General features: G+C 62.6%; 13 protein-coding genes. 7 read left to right on the top strand and 6 right to left on the bottom strand.

Annotated features, from left to right (window positions below; translation table 11 throughout):
* Positions 1-4: 4 nt before the first annotated feature.
* The 5 genes from EJB06_RS12020 to EJB06_RS12000 all read left to right on the top strand — a co-directional run bounded on the left by EJB06_RS12020 (position 5) and on the right by EJB06_RS12000 (position 4,667).
* Positions 5-2,296 carry a catecholate siderophore receptor Fiu gene (locus tag EJB06_RS12020; protein WP_126074253.1) on the top strand — a complete coding sequence of 764 codons (2,292 nt, stop codon included), beginning with the start codon at positions 5-7 and terminating at the stop codon, positions 2,294-2,296.
* 168 nt (positions 2,297-2,464) lie between these two features.
* Positions 2,465-3,145, top strand: coding sequence for a Fe2+-dependent dioxygenase (locus tag EJB06_RS12015; protein WP_126074252.1), 681 nt, complete (start codon positions 2,465-2,467; stop codon positions 3,143-3,145).
* 58 nt (positions 3,146-3,203) lie between these two features.
* Entirely contained in the window at positions 3,204-3,587 is a 384-nt protein-coding gene (locus EJB06_RS12010; protein ID WP_126074251.1) for a BlaI/MecI/CopY family transcriptional regulator, read from the top strand.
* 115 nt (positions 3,588-3,702) lie between these two features.
* A complete protein-coding gene (locus EJB06_RS12005; protein WP_198420816.1) occupies positions 3,703-4,263 on the top strand; it encodes a 2OG-Fe(II) oxygenase in 561 nt (186 codons plus the stop codon).
* A 38-nt stretch (positions 4,264-4,301) separates the two neighbouring features.
* The gene (locus EJB06_RS12000) at positions 4,302-4,667 is read left to right on the top strand and encodes a hypothetical protein (protein ID WP_126074250.1); all 366 of its coding nucleotides are present in this window, start codon (positions 4,302-4,304) and stop codon (positions 4,665-4,667) included.
* 67 nt (positions 4,668-4,734) lie between these two features.
* On the opposite strand, the gene EJB06_RS11995 is transcribed toward EJB06_RS12000, so the two are convergent.
* The 3 genes from EJB06_RS11995 to EJB06_RS11985 form a co-directional block, all read right to left on the bottom strand.
* Positions 4,735-5,178, bottom strand: coding sequence for a RusA family crossover junction endodeoxyribonuclease (locus tag EJB06_RS11995; protein WP_126074249.1), 444 nt, complete (start codon positions 5,176-5,178; stop codon positions 4,735-4,737).
* Positions 5,179-5,246: 68 nt separating this feature from the next.
* Entirely contained in the window at positions 5,247-6,209 is a 963-nt protein-coding gene (locus EJB06_RS11990) for a ribonuclease Z (protein WP_126074248.1), read from the bottom strand.
* A gap of 60 nt (positions 6,210-6,269) precedes the next feature.
* Entirely contained in the window at positions 6,270-6,815 is a 546-nt protein-coding gene (locus tag EJB06_RS11985) for a PEP-CTERM sorting domain-containing protein (RefSeq protein WP_164557901.1), read from the bottom strand.
* 173 nt (positions 6,816-6,988) lie between these two features.
* Between EJB06_RS11985 and EJB06_RS11980 the strand changes: the two genes are divergently transcribed.
* Positions 6,989-7,447 carry a DUF421 domain-containing protein gene (locus EJB06_RS11980; RefSeq protein WP_126074246.1) on the top strand — a complete coding sequence of 153 codons (459 nt, stop codon included), beginning with the start codon at positions 6,989-6,991 and terminating at the stop codon, positions 7,445-7,447.
* Between the two features lie 223 nt (positions 7,448-7,670).
* On the opposite strand, the gene gluQRS is transcribed toward EJB06_RS11980, so the two are convergent.
* The gene (gluQRS, locus tag EJB06_RS11975; protein WP_126074245.1) at positions 7,671-8,675 is read right to left on the bottom strand and encodes a tRNA glutamyl-Q(34) synthetase GluQRS; all 1,005 of its coding nucleotides are present in this window, start codon (positions 8,673-8,675) and stop codon (positions 7,671-7,673) included.
* Positions 8,676-8,698: 23 nt separating this feature from the next.
* On the bottom strand, positions 8,699-9,196 hold the full coding sequence (locus EJB06_RS11970) for a nuclear transport factor 2 family protein (RefSeq protein ID WP_126074244.1): 498 nt from the start codon (positions 9,194-9,196) through the stop codon (positions 8,699-8,701).
* Positions 9,197-9,664: 468 nt separating this feature from the next.
* Between EJB06_RS11970 and EJB06_RS11965 the strand changes: the two genes are divergently transcribed.
* Entirely contained in the window at positions 9,665-11,065 is a 1,401-nt protein-coding gene (locus tag EJB06_RS11965) for an Atrophin-1 multi-domain protein (RefSeq protein WP_126074243.1), read from the top strand.
* Positions 11,066-11,489: 424 nt separating this feature from the next.
* Here the strand turns inward: EJB06_RS11965 and gltA are convergent, their stop codons facing one another.
* Positions 11,490-12,791, bottom strand: a complete 1,302-nt coding sequence (gene gltA / locus EJB06_RS11960; RefSeq protein WP_126074242.1) for a citrate synthase — start codon at positions 12,789-12,791, stop codon at positions 11,490-11,492.
* Positions 12,792-12,860 lie beyond the last annotated feature (69 nt).

The raw sequence follows: 12,860 nt of genomic DNA, 5'->3' as shown, positions 1-12,860 counted from the left end.
GCAGATGGCCCCGATCAAAAGCCGCAAGCACGCGCAATCCCGTTTCAATCAACACATGAGCGCCGCACTGGCCGCGCTGCTGGTCCCGGTCGCGGCGCATGCCGCCGCCGACGCTCCTCAGGCGAAGACCCTGCCCGAAGTCCAGGTCGTCAGCAAAACCGCCGAGGAAAGCACCAACGACTTCAAGGCCGACCGCGCCGCCTCGCCCAAGTACACCGAAACCCTGCTCAACACCGCGCAAACGGTGACCGTGATCAAGAAGGAACTGATCGCCCAGCAAGGCGCGGTGACCCTGACCGAAGCGCTGCGCAACACCCCGGGCGTGGGCACCTTCTTCCTCGGCGAAAACGGCAACACCACCACCGGCGACACCATCTACATGCGCGGCTTCGATTCGTCGACCAGCATTTTTGTCGACGGCGTGCGCGACATCGGCTCGATCTCGCGCGACGTGTTCAACGTCGAGCAGCTCGACGTGCTCAAGGGCCCGGCCGGCACCGACACCGGGCGCTCGTCGCCGACCGGCTCGGTCAACATGGTGACCAAGCAGGCGCTGATGGAGTCCGGCACCACCGGCTCGGTGGTGGCCGGCAGCGGCAAGCAAAAGCGCGCCACGGTCGATTACGCGACCATCCTGAGCGCCGAAAAGGGCATCGCCCTGCGCCTGAACGCGCTGGCGCAGGACAGCGGCACCCCGGGCCGCGACGTGGTCAAGAACAAGCGCTGGGCGCTGGCGCCCTCGCTCGCCTTCGGCCTGAACAGCCCTACCCGCGTCTACCTGAACTATCTGCACGTGGACCAGGACAATATTCCGACCGGCGGCGTGCCGACCATCGGCCTGCCCGGCTACAAGAGCCCGGACGCGCGCGCCTTCCTCACCACCGCGCCGCGCGTGAACCCGGAGAATTTCTACGGTTCGGCCAGCGATTACGACAATGTCAAGGCCGACATGTTCACCGCCAAGGTCGAGCATGATTTCTCGCCGGCCGTCAAGCTGCAGAACACCACGCGCTACGGCAAGACGGCGCAGGATTACCTGCTGACCGCCTTCATGGGCACCAGCGCCAACCTGAAAACGCCGAACGTCAACGATCTGTCGACCTGGACCATCACGCGCGGCAACCGCACCGTCAAGGACCAGACCAACACCATCCTGACCAACCAGAGCGTGGCGACCGTGAACCTGGACCTGGGCGGCATGAAGCACACCTTCGTGGGCGGCCTGGAGCTGACCAGCGAAGAGCAGACCAACTACAGCTACACCGGCGCCGGCACGATGGCGGTCGACTCGCTGTACGCCCCCAATCCGTACTCCGCGATTACCGGCCTGAACCTGGTGCGCAACGGCGTCGGCACCAATGCCAAGGTCGATACCCAGAGCGTGTACCTGTTCGATACCATCAAGCTGGGCGACAAGTGGATTTTCAACGTCGGCGGGCGCATGGACCACTTCAGCGTCAACTACCACGCCACCAGCCTGTCGACCGCGGCCGCCAACCCGACCTTGCCGGTGGGTACCCTGGTGCCGACCACCCTGAAACTGAGCGACACGGTCGGCAACGGCAAGATCTCGGCGCTGTACAAGCCGACCGCCGACAGCAGCGTGTACGCCCTGATCGCCACGTCGAAGCAGCCGCCGGGGACCAACTTCACGCTGTCGACGTCCGCCAACAGCGCTTCGAACCCGAAATACGATCCGCAGCAATCGACCACCACCGAAATCGGCACCAAGTGGGATTTCCTCAAGCAAAAGCTGTCGCTCACGGCAGCGCTGTACAAGACCACCGTCAAGAATGAGCTGGAGCAAGATCCGGTGGACCTGCTGTATTACCAGACCGGACGCAAGCAGGTGAAGGGGATCGAGCTGGGCGTGACCGGCGAAGTGGCCCGCAACTGGCTGGTCAGCGCCGGCTATGCCCGCATGGATACGGAAGTGAGCAACGGCAAGGTCGTCACCGCCAGCGGGATCAACAACCTGAATTACACGCCGAAGGATGCCTTCACCTCGTGGACCTCGTACACCCTGCCGATGGGCCTGAAAATCGGCGCCGGCGCGCGTTACGTCGGCAAGCTGCTGCGCGGCACCGACGGCGCGGTCGGCACCCCGGCCTTCGCCGACGCGTACTGGGTGGTCGATGCGATGGCATCGTACAGCGTGAGCAAGAACGTCGACCTGCAGCTGAACTTGTACAATCTGGCGGACAAGGAGTACATTGCCCAGATCAACAAGAGCGGTTACCGCTACACCCCGGGCGCGCCGCGCTCGGCCAGCCTGACCGCGAACTTCCGCTTTTGATGCCCGTCGTTCCGTCGGCTTTGCGATAACAAGCTGTCTCCTTTAATCCTTTAATCCTTCAATCCTTCAATCCTTCAATCCGTCATTCCCGCCATCGCGGGAATGACGGTGTTGAGGCCAACGCATAACAGTACTCGATAGCTCGCCTCCTCATCCATCACCCATTTCATGATGCTCCACATTCCCCAAGTGCTCACCCCCGACCAGGTCGCCGCCATGCGGCGCGCGCTGGACGACGCCGACTGGACCGATGGCCGCGCCACGGTCGGCGCCCAGGGCGCCCAGGTCAAGCACAACCAGCAACTGCCCACCGACGGCCCCCTCGCCGCCGAACTCGGCCGCGTCATCCTGGCCGCGCTGGCCGCCAATCCCCTCTACTTCGCCGCCGCCCTGCCCCTGCGCACCGTGCCGCCGCTGTTCAACCGCTACACCGGCGGCGGGCACTACGGCGCGCACGTGGACGGCGCGGTGCGCAACGTGCTTGGCAGCGCCCTGCCGCTGCGCACCGATGTCTCCTGCACCCTGTTCCTGTGCGAGCCCGAGGACTACGATGGCGGCGAACTGATCGTCAACGATACCTACGGCGTGCACGAAGTCAAACTGCCGGCCGGCGACATGATCGTGTATCCCTCGTCGAGCGTGCACAAGGTCGAGCCGGTCACGCGCGGCAGCCGCGTCTGCTCATTCTTCTGGGTCCAGAGCATGGTGCGCGACGACGGCCGGCGCGCCATGCTGCTCGAACTCGACCAGACCATCGTGCGCCTGCGCGCCAAACTCGGCGACACCGAGGAAACGGTCAGCCTGACCGGGCACTATCACAACCTGCTGCGCATGTGGTCGGAGATCTGAACTGGACTTTCGCATCTAGATAATTTATTCTAGGTGCATTCCCACCAGCGCCTTCCCCATGCCAGAGCCGACCGCCATCCCCAAGCCCACCGCAGCGGAACTGGAGATGCTGCGCCTGTTGTGGCAACTCGGACCGGCCAGCGCCAGGCAGGTGCACCAGGCGGCCGTGGCCAGCCGTCCCGACATGGCGTACGCGACCGTGCTGCGCCTGCTGCAATTAATGCACACCAAGGGCTTGCTGACCCGCGACGAGCGCGCCCGCGCGCATGTGTACGCGCCGGCGCAGCCGCAGGATTCGCTGCAGACCAGCCTGATCAAGGAGCTGATCCACAAGGCGTTTTCGGGCTCGGGCAAGGAACTGGTGCTGGCCGCCCTGCGCGGGCATGTCAGCGCGCGCGAACGGGCAGAGATCCAGGCGATCCTGGATGAGGAAAAAAAGTAACTCCTTCCCGCACCGGCAGACTCGCCCGCGCTCTTGGTGAAAAATTCACACTAAGTTAGTTGAGATTAATCACTAAGTGATTTATGATGGGTTCATTCAAGGAAAATGAACTCATATGCACACCACCATGCGCGTCGTCGAGAGAAACTCGGGAGCCTTCCTCATCGAACACTTCCTCAGCCCAGCCATGTGCCAGCATTACATCGCGCTGGGCGAAGAAGCGGGCTACGTACCGTCGGAAGTCAATTTCCGCGACGGCGCGCGGCGCGCGGAAGAGATCCGCAATAACGACCGCGTCATTCTCGACGATGCCGCGCTGGCCGATTCCCTGTTCCAACGCGCGCGCGCCCTGCTTCCCGCCAGGATCGACGGCTGGGAGCTGAGCGGCTTGAACGAACGCTTCCGCTTTTACCGGTATGGTCCGCGCGAATACTTCAAATGGCACAGGGATGGCGTGTTCGCCCGCTCGCCCGACGAAGAGAGCCGCCTGACCTTCATGATTTACCTGAACGGCGACGTCGAGGGCGGCGATACGGAATTCAGGACCGAATTCATCAAGCCGCAGGAAGGCGCGGCGCTGGTGTTCCCGCACACGCTGCTGCATCAGGGCACGGAAGTGGTCGACGGCCTCAAATATGTGCTGCGCACCGATGTGATGTACCGCCGCGCGCCATGACGATGGCTGCGGATATAAAAACGATTTGAAAGCGAAACATGACAGATAACACCATCGTGCTCTACCGCCCTGCCGGCCCGGAGGAACTGGCGCTGGTGCGCCAGAGCGGTTTCAGGCGCTGGCCGCCGCGGCTGCCGGAGCAACCGATTTTCTATCCGGTGACGAACGAAGCGTATGCGAAGCAGATTGCCATCGAGTGGAACATCGGCGCCAGCGGAGTCGGTTACGTGACGCGGTTTCACGTGCTGGCCTCCTTCATGGCGCGCTTCCAGGTGCAGAAAGTCGGCGGCGACATCCACACGGAGTGGTGGGTTCCGGCGGAGGAACTGGAAGAACTGAACGACCATATCGTCGGGCTGATCGAGGTCATCGGCGAATATCGCGATGGCGGGTCCGGCGAATAAGGTCGGTCGCGATATCGGCTCGCTTATGCAGGCCTCGCCTCCGACCATTCCCCGGCCACCAGGTTTTTCAGCGCGGCGGACAGCGCGCGCGCTTTGACGGCGCTGCTCGTCGCATTCGCTCCACGGGCGATCCGCAGAGCAGCCAGGGCAGGAAAGTGACGTCGAGCGCTTCGCCATGGAAGCGTCGATGGCGACCGATGTCGGACACCTGCAAATCGTCCTTAAACACGACTCCTGCAAGCGCATCCTGAATTGGTTTCACGATGTTGTCGACATCGGCAGGAGCGCTGCCGCAAAGATACACGATCGAACAGCGCAGCGCGCGCGACGACACTGGCGGACGGCCCGGCGTCCAGACCATCGTTGCTTGATCCCGAACAAATCTCTTCCACGCTTGAAGATGCTGACGATTCTTCGTTTGCAAAGAAACGGGGCGACCCGGGATCGGGAAGTCAACGGCTTGCATGAAGTCGTCGCACCAGAAGTGAGCGGTAACTTTCGAATCTGACACACATCAATTGTCACTCTTCCTGCATGCAGGCAGTCGCATGGCGCGCCGGCCGGAAATCCGCTCATTGCTCATTGTGCCGACAGCTTGCGCAGCACCCCGCCCGCATCGAGCTCGTAACTGGCAAAATCCTCCGCCAGGAACAGAGTGCCCGCGTAATGCAGGCGCGCCTCGGCTTCGAGCTCGGCCATGCCTTGCGGATTGTCGTAGCGCGCGCTGAAGTGGGTCAGGATCAGGTTCGGCAAACCGATTTCTGCTGCGAACTGCGCTACCCGCTGTACCGAACTGTGGGTCGGTCCCGGCCCGACCTTTTGCAGGATCGCCTCGGTATAGGTCGATTCATGCACCAGCACCTGGGCGCCGGCGCAGGCCTCGGCCAGCAGCGCCGGGTTATCGTTGTCGCCGCCGATCACCGCCACCGCGCGCTGCACATCGGCCACGCGGAAATCGGCGGCCGCCAGCACGCTGCCATCGTCGAGCACCACATCCTGGCCCGCCTGCAATTTGCCCCACAGCGGACCGGACGGCACGCCGCGCGCGCGCAGGGCGGCACTGTCGAGCTTCCATTTGCTGGTTTCGACGGCGAAGCGAAAACCGACGCTCGGGGCGCGGTGCGACAGGTGGTGGCGCTCGATGCTCAGGCCGCTCTCCTGGTGCACCAGCTGCTCGCTTGCGACATCCACATGGATCAGCGGGAACGGCAGGAACAGTTCCGTATGCAGGATGGTCGCGTCCAGCCAGGCCTTGACGGCCAGCGGCGCGATCAGGATCAGCGGGCGCTTGCGGCCGGTCATGGCGGCGCTGGCCAGCAGGCCCGGCAAGCCGTAGCTGTGGTCGCCGTGAATGTGGGTGATGCAGATGCCGGCCAGGTCGTGCACGGTCAGCGCGATGTGTTGCAGGCGGTGCTGGGTCGCCTCGCCGCAGTCGACCAGCCACCAGTCGCGGTTCAGGGAGGTTTGCAGCGCCAGCGCGGTGACGTTGCGGTTTTTGGTGGGCACGCCCGAGGACGTGCCTAGAAAGGTGAGTTTGAACATGCGGGGATTATCCGCCAACGCGCTCGACGGCGCCAGCGCAGCGCCGCCGATGGTGCCGCCTCAGCCGCGCCGCGCCCTGCGCGCGCGTGCGGCGCCGGCACCGACCACCGCCAGCCCCAGCGCGAGCATCGCCGTCGAACCCGGCTCCGGAACGGCGCTGGTGACGAACTGGCCGTTAAAGTAGGCATCGCGCGTGCCGCTCACGCCGCTCCAGTTGATTTCCACGTAGTCGGCGCCGACCGTCAGGCCATAACCCACCATATTGGTGTCGACCGTCAGCGATTGCAGCAAGGCGCCGTTGCTGAAATCGAGGTCGGTCAGGCGGAAGACGATGCCGGCGCCCCAGGCAAAGGAATTGCGGTAATCGATGGCGAAGCGGTCGGCATCGACATCGAGGGTGTAGGCGACACTGTAGCCTTTCCGGTCCGCACTGCCGCTCTCGACCACGAATGGACTGTCCAGGCCGAATCCGGTGATGCGGCCGACCCCGCGCCCGGTATCGATGGTGCGGTACATGCCGGCATCGACCGTATCTCCCAGCAAGGATGCGTCGGCGCGCGCATCGGCCAACAAAACAACGCCCAACAGTAATGGCAACAACTTCATTCCGTCTCCTTTATAGTTATTTTCATAATTTTCCTGCAGCCGCAAAGTAACATATAAAGCAGCTTGTATGTACAACTTTATTGACAGCATTTGGGCACGGTGCGCACGCGTGCACGAGCCATGTTTTTCCGCGTTTCTTTACAATGTGATAAAAATCCGGGAAAGGAAGACCCATGTTCGAGATGAACCTGCCATGGTGGGAATTCGTCGTGCGCGGCGCGGCCGTGTACCTGATCCTGCTGGTCATGGTGCGCGTGTCGGGCCGGCGTACGGTGGGCCAGTTCACCCCCTTCGACCTGCTGGTGGTGATGCTGCTCAGCGAAGCGGTGTCGAACTCGCTGACCGGCGGCGATCAATCGCTGGTTGGCGGTTTCATCGTCGCGGCCGTGCTGGTGGGGCTGAACATGACGATGGCCTTCCTGTCATCGCACAGCAAAAAAATGTCGGACATCCTCGACGGCAGCGCAGTGCTCTTGGGCCGCGACGGCGAACTGTACGAGAAGGTGATGAAGCGCTGCCGCATTTCACGCGAGGAAGTCGACCAGGCGCTGCGCTGTGCCGATTGCGACATCAAGGACATGCGCTGCGCTTTTCTTGAAGCGGACGGCCAGATCACCATCCAGAAAAAGTAAGGTCCTTGCCGCAAGGATCGATACAAAAAAATATCGCGCATGGCGGAAATCATCCTCCGCGCCCACCGGTCCAACCCTGGTAGCGCGTCGATGGCGTCCGCTGCGTGCGTCCTTCAGCTCCCCCGAGCCGTGACCTGGGCGCTGATGGCCCTGGGATTGGGCGTGCTGGGGGTGGTCGCGCGCGCAAGCCGGCTGAGGACGGCGCGGCGGGCCTGATCCGGTGTCAGGCGCCGGCGGAAGACAGCCCGATCCTGTCGGCCCAGGCGGGGATGGCGGCTTGCCAGAAAGCGCCGACCGAGCTTGCGCGCGCCTGTGCTACCGGCAATTGCAGGAAGGCGGCGGCGGCATGCAGTGCTTCCAGGGCCTGGCGTTCGTCGCCGGGAGCGACCGCCAGCGCACCGGTCTGCTTGGACAGCTTTTCGCCATCCGCATTGCGCACGACCGGCACATGCAGGTAGCGCGGCGTCGGTACGCCCAGCAATTGCTGCAGGTAGATCTGGCGCGGGGTCGAATCGATCAGGTCGGCGCCGCGCACGACGTCGCTCACGCCCTGCTGCGCGTCATCGACCACCACCGCAAGCTGGTAGGCCCAGAAGCCATCGGCGCGCTTGAGCACGAAGTCGCCCGACTCGGTCGCCAGATGTTGCGCCACATGGCCGGCGAAACGGTCGGTGAAGGCGATCAGGTCGGTGTTGCCAGCATCGTCGGTCTGGCCGGCGTTGTCGGCGTTGTCGGCCTTGCCCGCGTTACCGGCATTCCCGGCGTCGCCCGGCTCCTCGGCCGGGTGCGCAGGATCGGGCACGCGCACGCGCAGGCTGCGCATGGTCTTGCCGGGCCCCAGGCCGTGGCGGCAGGTGCCGGGGTAGATGGCGGACCCGTCGGGTGCGGTGCCGAGGCGGGAATCGGCTATTTCGCGGCGGTTGCAGCCGCAGGGGTAGAGGTGCGCGCCGAGCTTGTCGGCGGCAGCCTGGTACAGCGCCTTGCGGCGGCTCTGCCAGACCACCTCGCCATCCCAATCCATGCCGAGGGTGCGCAGCAGCGCCAGGATGTTGTCCGCCGCGCCAGGCACGCTGCGGCCTTCGTCGACATCCTCAATGCGCACCAGCCAGCTCCCCTGGTGCGCCCTGGCGTCCAGGAAACTCGCCATGGCCGCCACCAGCGATCCCTGGTGCAGCGGGCCGGTCGGCGACGGCGCGAAGCGGCCGGTGTAATTGCTGCGATGATGCACGGGCAGGTGTCCCTTCGGTCCGTCTATTTTGCAGCCGGAGCGGCTTCAAACTCCTTGATCGTTCTGGTGACCTTGTCGGCCACCGGATTCGGTACGGCGATCGACAGCTGATAATGCGCGATCTCGAATCCCTTTGCCGTCCTGCGCATCACCCCGCTGGCCTGGCACACGCCCATCCGGGTATCGAGCAGTTCATCGAACCAGATAAATTTCTTGTCGGCGGACATATACACATTGCGCCTGATGGCCTTGAACGACCAGGCGGCGCCCTTCGCGAAATACGGCTTGGCCCACTCCTTGAACGCATCGCGGTTCCACAACTCGGTCTTGTCGGTGCCGATGTAGACACCGTTTTTCGCCATCTTGTCGAAATAGGCCGGACGCGCGTGGGCGGCGTCGTCGTGCCATTCGTCGACAAACGCATTGATCAGTCTGACGTCGGGGGAAGCGGGGTCGGACGGCTGTGCCAACGCGCCCAGGCTGAATATGAACAGGATGCAAGCCAGCAGTGTCTTTTTCATTGGACTTCCTTGAACGCGGTGGACAGGAGGAGTCGGGATTGTACACGCCCCGCCCCGCCCTGCACCGGCAGCGGCAGCGGCAACACGGGACCCGGCTTGGGCGGCGCCGCTTCCAGGCATAGCAAGATCCAATGCCTTAACATTAAATACTATTAATAATATGCATCGACCGTTAGCATTTTCTAAGTGAATGAGATTTTCTAATGTAATAAGCGGAAAGCGCCAATCATTTTGAATCGGCGGCGGTCATCTATTTACCCGGCTCGAGGATAAAAAACAATCCCGGCACTTTATTTTGCAAACGATTGCAAGAACCGCCCAATCATGCCAGATCCTGTGCTAATGTCGGCACTGGCTAATCGCCCCCTATTAGCCGCAATCGACGACTTTCCCCGACTTTCACGATCGCGCGCCGCTGCGTCAAGGCGCGTCTTCTTGCCGGTTATTACTCATATCGAGGACTTGTAAATGAAACGATGCATCGCAGTTGGAACGCTGGCGCTGACGGTGGCGACACTGGCGCAGGCACAAACCGGTTCCACGCCGGCTTTCGGCACGTATCAAAAACCATTCGCGGCCGATTCGCTGTGGAATTCCTATCCGGTCAATCCGGTCCTGGGAACCTATCAAATACCGCCTACCAGCACCAACTGGGATCCGGTGATCGATGCCGGCATCTATTCGTCAGGGGTATTCGAGGCCAAGGAAAGCGACGCCCCGATGCTGATCTATCCTCATCCGAACCGGGCCGGCGTGATGGATACCGATGCCGAGGTGGAGCTGGCGACCTATACGATTCCCCACTGGCCGGCGTCCACCGTTCCCGCCTCCGGCGGTGACGGCCATGCCGACATTGTCGACGCCAAGCTCAACCGGCTGTACTCGTTCTCCAACCTGGTCAAGAACAGCGAAGGCAAGTGGATCGCCACCCGTGTTTCCTGGACGCCGCTGACCGGTACCGGCTGGGGCACGCCGTCCCACCATTACCAGGGTGGACGCGCGGCCGGTCCGGCGCCAGCCGGGGGACTGATCCGCAAAGGCGAGGTCGATGACGGCAAGCCCCTCTACGAGCATGCCCTGTCCATGTCGCTCGACTTCAGCGGCTTGAGCGCGGCGCCGAACCATTATGTGTACCCGGCAACGGCGGCCGACTCCACCATCGCGACCAGGCCGAACACCGGCCAGATTCCGGAAGGCGCGCTGATGATGCTGCCGCCAAACTTTGACCTGAGCAAGATCACCGATCCGAAGCTCTTGAAGGTTGCCCGCACGCTCATGAAATACGGCGCTTACGTCGTCGACCGTAACGACAACACCCCGTTCGCGATCTACGTCGAAATCGGCGCGCCATGGAGCGCCATGCCGCGGCCGCAGCTCAGGCTCATCCATCAAGCGCTGCGCCGGGTTGTCTCGCACAGCGGCCATATCGCTGGCAACGGCGTGGCACGGGTACCGGAAACCAACGTCAACATCCTTTCCCTGCGCGGCGACTGGCTGCGCATCCAGGGCGTCGGCCCGTCCGGCGTGTTCGACACCTTTACCCAGTCGCTGCGCTGGACTGCGCCGACGACGTCCTACACCATGATTCAGCGGAACTACTCGAATCGGGGACTGGGACGCACCACGTGGGCGGCGCCCAAGGCAGGCCAGCGTTACAAGTTTTCGGTCGAAGCCACCGGTGGCGTCAAGATGAACATGTCGATCCAGGTCGGCTCGACGGTCCAGAAGGCGACGAAATTCCTCGGCAATGGCGAGAGCGAAATCATTGTCTGGCCGGACAAGGCAACCGCCTTCTACGAAGCCCAGAAACCGCCTGGTGGCGTGGCCAGCGTCAAGGCCAGCCTGGTCGAGCTGCCGCCGGGGCAATAAGCCCGCGCGCGGCGATCGACAAGCGCGCCTGGCGCGCTTGTCCGAGGTTCACGCTGTGTCAGGCCGGCCGGCCAAGGTGACGGCCCCGTGTCCGAACAGGCGGCCCGACACGCGCAGCATCATTTCAGGGCGAGCGGCTCATACAGCCTATTCGCCATCGAGGCCAATTCCATCTCACGCTGTTTGCGCACTTATTCTATTAAGTAGCGGCGTAATCTGGCGCCCGCAATATATGCGGCGAGAATAAGGCATGCACATAAGCGGCATATATCATGAGCAGCCGGAGATATTGGCATGCTTCGGGTTATCTCCCGCGCTCCCCCTCTGCGCGAATTTAAAAAGAATATCCGCAAGGCGGACCGGATCGTCCAGGCGTAAAAAAAGCGAGCCCAGGGCTCGCTCTTTTATTGGCAAAGCGCTGCGATCAGCGCTTGTCCATTGCCGGTACGTCGCGCGTCTGCGAGCCGACGAACAGCTGGCGTGGACGGCCGATCTTCTGTTCTGGATCGGAAATCATTTCGTTCCACTGGGCGATCCAGCCGATGGTGCGCGCCATCGCGAAAATACCGGTGAACAGCGACACTGGAATGCCCAGCGCCGATTGCACGATGCCCGAGTAGAAGTCGACGTTCGGGTACAGCTTGCGCGATACGAAGTATTCGTCTTCCAGCGCGATCTTTTCCAGGGCCATCGCCAGCTTGAACAGCGGGTCGTCCTGCAGGCCGAGTTCCTGCAGCACTTCGTGGCAGGTTTCGCGCATCAGCTTGGCGCGCGGGTCGAAGTTCTTGTACACGCGGTGACCGAAGCCCATCAGCTTGACGCCGGAATTCTTGTCTTTCACTTTTTCGATGAAAGCAGGAATGTTCTCGACCGTGCCGATTTCTTTCAGCATGTTCAGGGCGGCTTCGTTCGCACCGCCGTGCGCGGGCCCCCACAGGCAGGCGATGCCGGCGGCGATACAGGCGAACGGGTTGGCGCCCGAGGAACCGGCCAGGCGAACGGTCGAGGTCGACGCGTTCTGCTCATGGTCGGCGTGCAGGATCAGGATGCGGTCGAGTGCGCGCACCAGCACTTCGTTGACCTTGTATTCTTCGCACGGATTGCCGAACATCATGCGCATGAAGTTGGCGCTGTACGACAGGTCGTTGCGTGGGTACACGAAGGGCTGGCCGATCGAGTATTTGTACGACATCGCGACCAGGGTCGGCATCTTGGCGATCAGGCGGATGGCCGAGACTTCGCGGTGATGCGGATCGTTGATGTCGAGCGAGTCGTGGTAGAACGAGGCCAGCGCGCCGACCGTGCCGACCAGCACCGACATCGGGTGCGCGTCACGGCGGAAGCCGCGGAAGAAGAATTGCATCTGCTCGTGCACCATCGTGTGCTTGGTGACGGTGTCGCTGAATTTCTGGTTTTCTTCTTTGGTCGGCAGTTCGCCGTTCAGCAGCAGGTAGCAGGTTTCCAGGAAGTCGCAATTGACGGCCAGTTGCTCGATCGGGTAACCGCGGTACAGCAGTTCGCCCTTGTCGCCATCGATGTAGGTGATGGTCGAGTTGCAGGCGGCGGTCGACATGAAGCCCGGGTCGTACGTGAATTTGCCGGTCTGGGCGTACAGCTTGCGGATGTCGATGACGTCCGGGCCGACAGTGCCCTTGTAGATCGGCATGTCGATGGGAGTACTGCCATCGGAAAACGACAGGGTGGCTTTGGTATCAGAGATATTCATGGCACTTCCTTCTTGGGAGGTGAGGTCTACAAAACAAAAAATTAATCTTCGGGAAACCCCGAACGCGGC

The sequence above is a fragment of the Massilia atriviolacea genome (assembly GCF_003953935.1).
In the GTDB taxonomy this organism is placed as follows: Bacteria; Pseudomonadota; Gammaproteobacteria; order Burkholderiales; family Burkholderiaceae_D; genus Telluria_A; species Telluria_A atriviolacea.
Note: the sequence above shows the minus strand (reverse complement) of the source record. Positions and strands in the feature narration are given on the sequence as shown.

What these genes read in the sequence shown, in the direction of transcription:
- EJB06_RS12020 (WP_126074253.1), top strand. Translation starts at nt 5, where the DNA reads ATGGCCCCGATCAAAAGCCGCAAGCACGCGCAATCCCGTTTCAATCAA.
- EJB06_RS12015 (WP_126074252.1), top strand. Translation starts at nt 2,465, where the DNA reads ATGATGCTCCACATTCCCCAAGTGCTCACCCCCGACCAGGTCGCCGCC.
- EJB06_RS12010 (WP_126074251.1), top strand. Translation starts at nt 3,204, where the DNA reads ATGCCAGAGCCGACCGCCATCCCCAAGCCCACCGCAGCGGAACTGGAG.
- EJB06_RS12005 (WP_198420816.1), top strand. Translation starts at nt 3,703, where the DNA reads ATGCACACCACCATGCGCGTCGTCGAGAGAAACTCGGGAGCCTTCCTC.
- EJB06_RS12000 (WP_126074250.1), top strand. Translation starts at nt 4,302, where the DNA reads ATGACAGATAACACCATCGTGCTCTACCGCCCTGCCGGCCCGGAGGAA.
- EJB06_RS11990 (WP_126074248.1), bottom strand. Translation starts at nt 6,209, where the DNA reads ATGTTCAAACTCACCTTTCTAGGCACGTCCTCGGGCGTGCCCACCAAA.
- EJB06_RS11985 (WP_164557901.1), bottom strand. Translation starts at nt 6,815, where the DNA reads ATGAAGTTGTTGCCATTACTGTTGGGCGTTGTTTTGTTGGCCGATGCG.
- EJB06_RS11980 (WP_126074246.1), top strand. Translation starts at nt 6,989, where the DNA reads ATGTTCGAGATGAACCTGCCATGGTGGGAATTCGTCGTGCGCGGCGCG.
- EJB06_RS11970 (WP_126074244.1), bottom strand. Translation starts at nt 9,196, where the DNA reads ATGAAAAAGACACTGCTGGCTTGCATCCTGTTCATATTCAGCCTGGGC.
- EJB06_RS11965 (WP_126074243.1), top strand. Translation starts at nt 9,665, where the DNA reads ATGAAACGATGCATCGCAGTTGGAACGCTGGCGCTGACGGTGGCGACA.
- gltA (WP_126074242.1), bottom strand. Translation starts at nt 12,791, where the DNA reads ATGAATATCTCTGATACCAAAGCCACCCTGTCGTTTTCCGATGGCAGT.